General features: G+C 46.3%; 5 protein-coding genes, 8 tRNA genes and 3 rRNA genes. 13 read left to right on the forward strand and 3 right to left on the reverse strand.

What is annotated here, in order from left to right; translation table 11 throughout:
- Window positions 1-32 precede the first annotated feature (32 nt).
- Window positions 33-650 carry a spore germination lipoprotein GerD gene (gene gerD / locus A6749_RS13460; RefSeq protein ID WP_066390254.1) on the reverse strand — a complete coding sequence of 206 codons (618 nt, stop codon included), beginning with the start codon at window positions 648-650 and terminating at the stop codon, window positions 33-35.
- Window positions 651-797: 147 nt separating this feature from the next.
- Between gerD and A6749_RS13465 the strand changes: the two genes are divergently transcribed.
- A complete protein-coding gene (locus A6749_RS13465; RefSeq protein ID WP_066390258.1) occupies window positions 798-1481 on the forward strand; it encodes a KinB-signaling pathway activation protein in 684 nt (227 codons plus the stop codon).
- Between the two features lie 53 nt (window positions 1482-1534).
- On the opposite strand, the gene pdaB is transcribed toward A6749_RS13465, so the two are convergent.
- Window positions 1535-2287 carry a polysaccharide deacetylase family sporulation protein PdaB gene (pdaB, locus tag A6749_RS13470; RefSeq protein WP_066390260.1) on the reverse strand — a complete coding sequence of 251 codons (753 nt, stop codon included), beginning with the start codon at window positions 2285-2287 and terminating at the stop codon, window positions 1535-1537.
- Between the two features lie 141 nt (window positions 2288-2428).
- On the opposite strand from pdaB, the gene A6749_RS13475 reads away from it, so the two are divergent.
- From A6749_RS13475 to A6749_RS13530, 12 genes are all read left to right on the forward strand, one after another.
- Window positions 2429-2659, forward strand: coding sequence for a hypothetical protein (locus A6749_RS13475; RefSeq protein WP_066390262.1), 231 nt, complete (start codon window positions 2429-2431; stop codon window positions 2657-2659).
- A 284-nt stretch (window positions 2660-2943) separates the two neighbouring features.
- Window positions 2944-4493 (forward strand): 16S ribosomal RNA (locus A6749_RS13480).
- A 206-nt stretch (window positions 4494-4699) separates the two neighbouring features.
- A 23S ribosomal RNA gene (locus A6749_RS13485) occupies window positions 4700-7635 on the forward strand.
- Between the two features lie 133 nt (window positions 7636-7768).
- Window positions 7769-7885: ribosomal RNA gene (rrf, locus tag A6749_RS13490) — 5S ribosomal RNA — on the forward strand.
- The 16S, 23S and 5S rRNA genes sit together here with 8 tRNA genes alongside, the layout of an rRNA operon.
- A gap of 10 nt (window positions 7886-7895) precedes the next feature.
- Window positions 7896-7970, forward strand: a tRNA-Asn gene (locus tag A6749_RS13495).
- Window positions 7971-7998: 28 nt separating this feature from the next.
- Window positions 7999-8071: transfer RNA gene (locus A6749_RS13500), tRNA-Thr, on the forward strand.
- A gap of 19 nt (window positions 8072-8090) precedes the next feature.
- Window positions 8091-8165: transfer RNA gene (locus A6749_RS13505), tRNA-Glu, on the forward strand.
- 4 nt (window positions 8166-8169) lie between these two features.
- Window positions 8170-8245, forward strand: a tRNA-Val gene (locus tag A6749_RS13510).
- Window positions 8246-8262: 17 nt separating this feature from the next.
- Window positions 8263-8338: transfer RNA gene (locus tag A6749_RS13515), tRNA-Thr, on the forward strand.
- Window positions 8339-8344: 6 nt separating this feature from the next.
- A tRNA-Tyr gene (locus A6749_RS13520) sits at window positions 8345-8429 on the forward strand.
- A 45-nt stretch (window positions 8430-8474) separates the two neighbouring features.
- Window positions 8475-8549, forward strand: a tRNA-Gln gene (locus A6749_RS13525).
- Between the two features lie 7 nt (window positions 8550-8556).
- Window positions 8557-8629: transfer RNA gene (locus A6749_RS13530), tRNA-Lys, on the forward strand.
- A 357-nt stretch (window positions 8630-8986) separates the two neighbouring features.
- Here the strand turns inward: A6749_RS13530 and A6749_RS13535 are convergent.
- Complete coding sequence (locus A6749_RS13535; RefSeq protein ID WP_066390264.1) at window positions 8987-9181, reverse strand: hypothetical protein; 195 nt, start codon at window positions 9179-9181, stop codon at window positions 8987-8989.
- Window positions 9182-9311 lie beyond the last annotated feature (130 nt).

Here is a 9311-nt window from a genome sequence, read left to right on the forward strand (position 1 = left end):
TGGAAGAGGCTTTTATTGCGGTTTTAAGCTGCTTAACCGCCGCTTTTTTCACCGGAATCCTGGCTGCTGCCGCCGCCCTTGTCACTTTTAGCCTCTGCTTTTGCTTTGGCATCCTCGGCAGCTTTAATTAGAAATTCCTGCATTTTTACTTTAAACAAAGGGCTGTCCATTGTTTCTGTTATGACTTTTTGCAGATTCTGACGATACTCTTTGCTTTTCATCGAATCTGCCATTTCCTTTTGGACCTCAGGTTCTTTAAAGACCTGAATCATCATGTTTCGATAGTCAGGATCATTCATTAAATCCTTCAGAAGTTTTTCATTTTCAGCTTTTAAATGTTTGGCAATACCCTGTGCAAACTTTGGGTCACTATAGGTTTTCTGCCAAAATTGCGCTGCTTTGTCAGAAGTTAATGTTTGTTGAATCGTATCAGTGATGATCTTTTGATCCATTACAAGCTGCTGCTTCATGGAATCGTCGTCCATCAGATCTTTTATTGCTTTTTTGCCTTCATCTGTTTTTAAAATATCGACCACCATTTTTTTGGTTTGGTCATAATCAATTTGACCTCCGCCGCTAGTATCGCTGGAAGAACAGCTCGTTAATATCATCATGATGGGTAGGAGGAGCAGAATACTTTTTGCCTTCATTGTTAAGCTCCTTTCACAGAAAGATTCCTTTATTTTATAATGAAGAAATTCCGGAAAGATTATTCGTGTGTAACGCAAATAATGGATTTTTCCTATTTCGCTTGGTACAATCAGGGGAGGATTTATTTTATTTTGGAGGTTTAGGGTGTGACAAGCCGAAATTTGGTAAAACTGTTTTGGAATACATTATTAGTTGGCGGGATCACGACGGCAATTGTCGGATTGTTTGTACGCTGGCATGAATTACAGCCATTTTTTGCTGACTTTAAAATTATCGATATCATCTCGGCAATTGTTTGGTTAATTGTCATGGGGTTTCTCTTTAGTGTAATCAGTCAAATGGGATTTTTTGCATATTTAACGATTCACCGTTTTGGGCTGGGGATCTTTAAATCAGTTTCTCTTTGGAATGCGGTGCAAGTGGTACTGATTCTATTTGGATTATTTGATTTGGTTTATTTGCGTTACAGCAACTTTGCGAAATCGGGTGACCCATTGCTTCCATTCCTTGTACCGGCGCTTCTTTTAGCTGTTGTATCGCTTGTGGTGGCTTGGTTAAAGAGCAAGGAGACAAATCGTGATGCCTTTATTCCAGCGCTATTTTTTATGATTGTGGCGACGCTTGTCGAGTGGGTACCTGTTCTAAGGATTAACTCAAGCAGCTGGCTCTATACGATGGTTATTGCATTGCTGGCTTGCAATGCCTATCAAATATTAGTTCTGCATAAATTAAATGCCAAGTCCGCGCAGGAAAGGCAGCAAAAGAAAATTCAAAATGCCAATAAGGCACCAGAACATCAGAAAAAGAAAGTGAAAAAATCAACGGTTTAATTCAAAAAAGGGAGCATACGGCTGGCATTTTGCCCAGCGCATGCTCCTTTTTGTTATTTGATTTCTTTCGAACGGGCATCGCCATTTGAAATCATTTCTGAGACGGTGACGAGCTTCAGCCCTTTTTTGTGTATACCTTGTAAAATGATTGGTAATGCCTTTTCGGTTTGCTTGGCCCCATCTGAGGCGTGAAGGAGTACGATTGATCCATTTTTGGCCTTTTTTACGTTATCGACAATCTTCGTTACGCCAGGATTTTGCCAATCTTTTGAGTCCACACTCCAATGAACAACCGTATAACCATATCGCTTGGCAATTTTTAATGAGCGCTCATCAAAGTGTCCCGTCGGTGCTCTTAAAACTTTTATATCCTTGACGTTCAATTTTCGAAACGCTTCCTGGGCTTTCGAGATATCCTGGCCAATTTTTACATCCTCGAGATCTGTATAGTCCTCATAATTGTAGCCAAGAAGGCCGATTTCATATCCTTCCTTCACAATTCTGGCCACAATATCAGGGTGTCTCTCCGCCCAGGATCCCGCTAAGAAAAAAGTAGCAGCCTTCACGTTTTCCTTCTTCAATGTATCCAAAATAGGCTCCGCTTTTTCGTCGCCCCAGCCAATATTAAAGGTTAGAGCAATACCTTTTTCACCGTGAAAAACTGCTTTAGGACCGTCTTTTGTTGAAAAGACAGGAATTTGGGTTAGGTTCTCAATATACAGGAACCACGCGGTAAAAAAAGCAGCAATTAAAATAAGGACAACATTCTTTAAAGCCTTTCCGTTTAAAACCACAAAAAAATTCATTCGTGACCCCCCGCCTCGTCCAAAAATATCCTTGTCTCAAACCTATGCCTGTCTTTTTCAAAATATGTTGAAAAAACTTGATTATATTTTTTCAAAAAATGGAAAACACTACTATAACAGAAATTTCATGGAGGTTATTCAATGTTTGGACTTCTCATCAACGAAAAAGAAATAAAAGAAATGGAATATCTGCTTAAAAGGGAAATGGATGAAATCCTATTCGATTTAGGAGATGACCGGATCGATCACATTGTGAAAAGGGCCATGGAAGAAAGATATAAAGTGCTATTTGCCCTGTTTAGAAGGGTTGCATCCCCGAATGAATGTATTAAGTATATTAGGAATGGCAGAAAGAACCGTTTAAAGGGTTAATATCAATTATTAAACTTTTTTATGAAATATGGTTGACTTTTATATTTCACCTTGTTATATTAATAAACGTCGCTGCTGACTGATAAAACAACTTAAAAAAAGTTGTTGACAGTATCGGTTGCGGATGATATATTAAGAAAGTCGCTTTAAGCAAACAGCTTTTTTATAGCGACTGAGAAATTCATTGTTCTTTGAAAACTAAACAAACAAAAAACGTCAACAAACAATAATTATTCATCTCTTTATGAGATGAAGCCAACGTAAAATTTATGAGCTAATCAACTTTCTTGGAGAGTTTGATCCTGGCTCAGGACGAACGCTGGCGGCGTGCCTAATACATGCAAGTCGAGCGAACTTGCGGGAGCTTGCTCCCAAAAGTTAGCGGCGGACGGGTGAGTAACACGTGGGCAACCTGCCTGTAAGACTGGGATAACTTCGGGAAACCGGAGCTAATACCGGATAATGCTTATCAACACATGTTGATAAGCTGAAAGTCGGTTTCGGCTGACACTTACAGATGGGCCCGCGGCGCATTAGCTAGTTGGTGAGGTAACGGCTCACCAAGGCAACGATGCGTAGCCGACCTGAGAGGGTGATCGGCCACACTGGGACTGAGACACGGCCCAGACTCCTACGGGAGGCAGCAGTAGGGAATCTTCCACAATGGACGAAAGTCTGATGGAGCAACGCCGCGTGAGCGATGAAGGCCTTCGGGTCGTAAAGCTCTGTTGTTAGGGAAGAACAAGTATCGGAGTAACTGCCGGTACCTTGACGGTACCTAACCAGAAAGCCACGGCTAACTACGTGCCAGCAGCCGCGGTAATACGTAGGTGGCAAGCGTTGTCCGGAATTATTGGGCGTAAAGCGCGCGCAGGCGGTCCTTTAAGTCTGATGTGAAAGCCCACGGCTCAACCGTGGAGGGTCATTGGAAACTGGGGGACTTGAGTGCAGAAGAGGAAAGCGGAATTCCACGTGTAGCGGTGAAATGCGTAGAGATGTGGAGGAACACCAGTGGCGAAGGCGGCTTTCTGGTCTGTAACTGACGCTGAGGCGCGAAAGCGTGGGGAGCAAACAGGATTAGATACCCTGGTAGTCCACGCCGTAAACGATGAGTGCTAAGTGTTAGAGGGTTTCCGCCCTTTAGTGCTGCAGCTAACGCATTAAGCACTCCGCCTGGGGAGTACGGCCGCAAGGCTGAAACTCAAAGGAATTGACGGGGGCCCGCACAAGCGGTGGAGCATGTGGTTTAATTCGAAGCAACGCGAAGAACCTTACCAGGTCTTGACATCCTCTGACACTCCTAGAGATAGGACTTTCCCCTTCGGGGGACAGAGTGACAGGTGGTGCATGGTTGTCGTCAGCTCGTGTCGTGAGATGTTGGGTTAAGTCCCGCAACGAGCGCAACCCTTGATCTTAGTTGCCAGCATTCAGTTGGGCACTCTAAGGTGACTGCCGGTGACAAACCGGAGGAAGGTGGGGATGACGTCAAATCATCATGCCCCTTATGACCTGGGCTACACACGTGCTACAATGGATGGTACAAAGGGCTGCAAAACCGCAAGGTCTAGCCAATCCCATAAAACCATTCTCAGTTCGGATTGCAGGCTGCAACTCGCCTGCATGAAGCCGGAATCGCTAGTAATCGCGGATCAGCATGCCGCGGTGAATACGTTCCCGGGCCTTGTACACACCGCCCGTCACACCACGAGAGTTTGTAACACCCGAAGTCGGTGGGGTAACCGTAAGGAGCCAGCCGCCTAAGGTGGGACAGATGATTGGGGTGAAGTCGTAACAAGGTAGCCGTATCGGAAGGTGCGGCTGGATCACCTCCTTTCTAAGGATATAAGCTGGACATATGAGCCAGACAATAAAAGTTTGTTTGATTGTTTCTTGTTTGTTTAGTTTTGAGGGAGCAATTTTCTCTCAAAGCTTTTTTATTCGTTCTTTGAAAACTAGATAATCGTATAGAAGAAGAAACCAAGTAAGAACCGAGTATCGCCATTTTAGTTTTTCTCTCTAAATTTAGAGTAAAACCTTTTAGGTTAAGTTAGAAAGGGCGCACGGTGGATGCCTTGGCACTAGGAGCCGATGAAGGACGGGACTAACACCGATATGCTTCGGGGAGCTGTAAGTAAGCTTTGATCCGGAGATTTCCGAATGGGGGAACCCACTGCTCGTAATGGAGCAGTATCTTTACCTGAATACATAGGGTATTGAAGGCAGACCCGGGGAACTGAAACATCTAAGTACCCGGAGGAAGAGAAAGCAAACGCGATTCCCTAAGTAGCGGCGAGCGAAACGGGAACAGCCCAAACCGAAAGGCTTGCCTTTCGGGGTTGTAGGACACTCAACATGGAGTTACAAAGGAACGGGGTAGATGAAGCGACCTGGAAAGGTCCGCAATAGAAGGTAAAAGCCCTGTAGTCGAAACTTCGTTCCCTCCTGAGTGGATCCTGAGTACGGCCGGACACGTGAAATCCGGTCGGAAGCAGGGAGGACCATCTCCCAAGGCTAAATACTCCCTAGTGACCGATAGTGAACCAGTACCGTGAGGGAAAGGTGAAAAGCACCCCGGAAGGGGAGTGAAAGAGATCCTGAAACCGTGTGCCTACAAGTAGTCAAAGCCCGTTTATGGGTAATGGCGTGCCTTTTGTAGAATGAACCGGCGAGTTACGATTGCATGCAAGGTTAAGTTGAAGAGACGGAGCCGCAGCGAAAGCGAGTCTGAATAGGGCGAATATAGTATGTAGTCGTAGACCCGAAACCAGGTGATCTACCCATGTCCAGGGTGAAGTCCAGGTAACACTGGATGGAGGCCCGAACCCACGCACGTTGAAAAGTGCGGGGATGAGGTGTGGGTAGCGGAGAAATTCCAATCGAACTTGGAGATAGCTGGTTCTCTCCGAAATAGCTTTAGGGCTAGCCTCACGTTGTTAGAGTCTTGGAGGTAGAGCACTGTTTGGACTAGGGGCCCTCATCGGGTTACCGAATTCAGACAAACTCCGAATGCCAAAGACTTATCCGTGGGAGTCAGACTGCGAGTGATAAGATCCGTAGTCAAAAGGGAAACAGCCCAGACCACCAGCTAAGGTCCCAAAGTATACGTTAAGTGGAAAAGGATGTGGAGTTGCTTAGACAACCAGGATGTTGGCTTAGAAGCAGCCACCATTTAAAGAGTGCGTAATAGCTCACTGGTCGAGTGACTCTGCGCCGAAAATGTACCGGGGCTAAACGTATCACCGAAGCTGTGGATTGACATCTACGATGTCAGTGGTAGGAGAGCGTTCTAAGGGCGTTGAAGCTGGACCGTAAGGACCGGTGGAGCGCTTAGAAGTGAGAATGCCGGTATGAGTAGCGAAAGATGAGTGAGAATCTCATCCACCGAATGCCTAAGGTTTCCTGAGGAAGGCTCGTCCGCTCAGGGTTAGTCGGGACCTAAGCCGAGGCCGAAAGGCGTAGGCGATGGACAACAGGTTGATATTCCTGTACCACCTCTTTATCGTTTGAGTGATGGGGGGACGCAGGAGGATAGGGTAAGCGCGCTGCTGGTTATGCGCGTCTAAGCAGTTAGGCTGATGAATAGGAAAATCCGTTCATCGTAAAGGCTGAGCTGTGATAGCGAGGGAATTATAGTACCGAAGTTCCTGATTCCACACTGCCAAGAAAAGCCTCTAGCGAGATAAAAGGTGCCCGTACCGCAAACCGACACAGGTAGGCGAGGAGAGAATCCTAAGGTGAGCGAGAGAACTCTCGTTAAGGAACTCGGCAAAATGACCCCGTAACTTCGGGAGAAGGGGTGCTTATTGAGGTGCATAGCCTCGATGAGCCGCAGTGAATAGGCCCAGGCGACTGTTTAGCAAAAACACAGGTCTCTGCGAAGCCGCAAGGCGAAGTATAGGGGCTGACGCCTGCCCGGTGCTGGAAGGTTAAGAGGAGGGGTTAGCTCACGCGAAGCTCTGAATCGAAGCCCCAGTAAACGGCGGCCGTAACTATAACGGTCCTAAGGTAGCGAAATTCCTTGTCGGGTAAGTTCCGACCCGCACGAAAGGCGTAACGATCTGGGCACTGTCTCAACGAGAGACTCGGTGAAATTATAGTACCTGTGAAGATGCAGGTTACCCGCGACAGGACGGAAAGACCCCATGGAGCTTTACTGTAGCCTGATATTGAATTTTGGTACAGCTTGTACAGGATAGGTAGGAGCCTGAGAAGCCGGAGCGCCAGCTTCGGTGGAGGCGTCGGTGGGATACTACCCTGGCTGTATTGAAATTCTAACCCTCACCCCTGATCGGGGTGGGAGACAGTGTCAGGTGGGCAGTTTGACTGGGGCGGTCGCCTCCTAAAATGTAACGGAGGCGCCCAAAGGTTCCCTCAGAATGGTTGGAAATCATTCGCAGAGTGTAAAGGCACAAGGGAGCTTGACTGCGAGACCTACAAGTCGAGCAGGGACGAAAGTCGGGCTTAGTGATCCGGTGGTTCCGCATGGAAGGGCCATCGCTCAACGGATAAAAGCTACCCTGGGGATAACAGGCTTATCTCCCCCAAGAGTCCACATCGACGGGGAGGTTTGGCACCTCGATGTCGGCTCATCGCATCCTGGGGCTGTAGTCGGTCCCAAGGGTTGGGCTGTTCGCCCATTAAAGCGGTACGCGAGCTGGGTTCAGAACGTCGTGAGACAGTTCGGTCCCTATCCGTCGTGGGCGCAGGAAATTTGAGAGGAGCTGTCCTTAGTACGAGAGGACCGGGATGGACGCACCGCTGGTGTACCAGTTGTCTTGCCAAAGGCATCGCTGGGTAGCTATGTGCGGACGGGATAAGTGCTGAAAGCATCTAAGCATGAAGCCCCCCTCAAGATGAGATTTCCCATAGCGTCAAGCTAGTAAGATCCCTGAAAGATGATCAGGTTGATAGGTCAGAGGTGGAAGCATGGTGACATGTGGAGCTGACTGATACTAATCGATCGAGGACTTAACCAAGTCAATAAGATTAGCGAACTCATTCTTACCAATCTTCTTCTGTATTATCTAGTTTTGAGGGAATGAAATTTTTAAAAATCCTCTTGACATTTTTTTAAAAAACACTATAATAAAATAGTGTCAATTAAATAAGTCTGGTGGCGATGGCGAGAAGGTCACACCCGTTCCCATACCGAACACGGAAGTTAAGCTTCTCAGCGCCGATGGTAGTTGGGGCAAGCGCCCCTGTGAGAGTAGGACGTCGCCAGGCGTTTCATTGTTCCGCAGTAGCTCAGTGGTAGAGCTATCGGCTGTTAACCGATCGGTCGTAGGTTCGAATCCTACCTGCGGAGCCATTTTTTTGCCTACAAGATTGAAAGCTATGCTTCCATAGCTCAGCAGGTAGAGCACTTCCATGGTAAGGAAGAGGTCAGCGGTTCGAGCCCGCTTGGAAGCTTACCTAAAAATTTGATATTGGCCCCTTGGTCAAGCGGTTAAGACACCGCCCTTTCACGGCGGTAACACGGGTTCGAATCCCGTAGGGGTCACCATTTTGGAGGATTAGCTCAGCTGGGAGAGCATCTGCCTTACAAGCAGAGGGTCGGCGGTTCGATCCCGTCATCCTCCACCATCTTTTAATTTTGTTATGCCGGTTTAGCTCAATTGGTAGAGCAACTGACTTGTAATCAGTAGGTTGGGGGTTCAAGTCCTCTAGCCGGCACCATATGTTGGAGGGGTAGCGAAGTGGCTAAACGCGGCGGACTGTAAATCCGCTCCCTCAGGGTTCGGCGGTTCGAATCCGTCCCCCTCCACCATACATATTTTCTTTTTTTTTGGACATAATGAAGATAGTATATTATTGGGCTATAGCCAAGCGGTAAGGCAACGGACTTTGACTCCGTCATTCGTAGGTTCGAATCCTGCTAGCCCAGCCATTAAAGTGAGCCATTAGCTCAGTCGGTAGAGCATCTGACTTTTAATCAGAGGGTCGAAGGTTCGAGTCCTTCATGGCTCATAATAAAAACACAAGAGATTAATATCCCTTGTGTTTTTTTATTGTATTAAATGTCGGTTTGAAGGCAAAACAGTATAAAATGTTGCCGAGATTGTCTTTAATGTGCAGTTTTGGAGACAAAACAGCATAAAAAATCATCGAAACTGTCTTCAATAAGCCGTCTTGGATACAAAACGGCATAAAAAATCATCGAAACTGTCTTCAATAAGCCGTCTTGAAGACAAACCAGCATAAAAAATCATCGAAACTGTCTTCAATAAGCCGTCTTGGATACAAAACGGCATAAAAAATCATCGAAACTGTCTTCAATAAGCCGTCTTGGATACAAAACGGCATAAAAAATCATCGAAACTGTCTTCAATAAGCCGTCTTGAAGACAAACCAGCATAAAAAATCATCGAAACTGTCTTCAATAAGCCGTCTTGAAGACAAACCAGCATAAAAAATCATCGAAACTGTCTTCAATAAGCCGTCTTGGAAGTCAAGTCCTGATTTTTGTGTAAAATCAAAGGCAATTGTTTTCAACTTATTTCCTTTATATTCTCTATCCATACCCTTTCATTTTTTTTGACGAAACTTCCATGGTTTTTCTTCTACATATCCGGGAAGGGCTGTCAAAGGCTTTTCACTTTGACAGCCCTTCCCGGATATGTGATCATCCCATGATGGAAGTGGAGTCGAA

Origin of the sequence: Neobacillus mesonae, from assembly GCF_001636315.1 — a bacterium.
Taxonomy (GTDB): domain Bacteria; phylum Bacillota; class Bacilli; order Bacillales; family Cytobacillaceae; genus Neobacillus; species Neobacillus mesonae.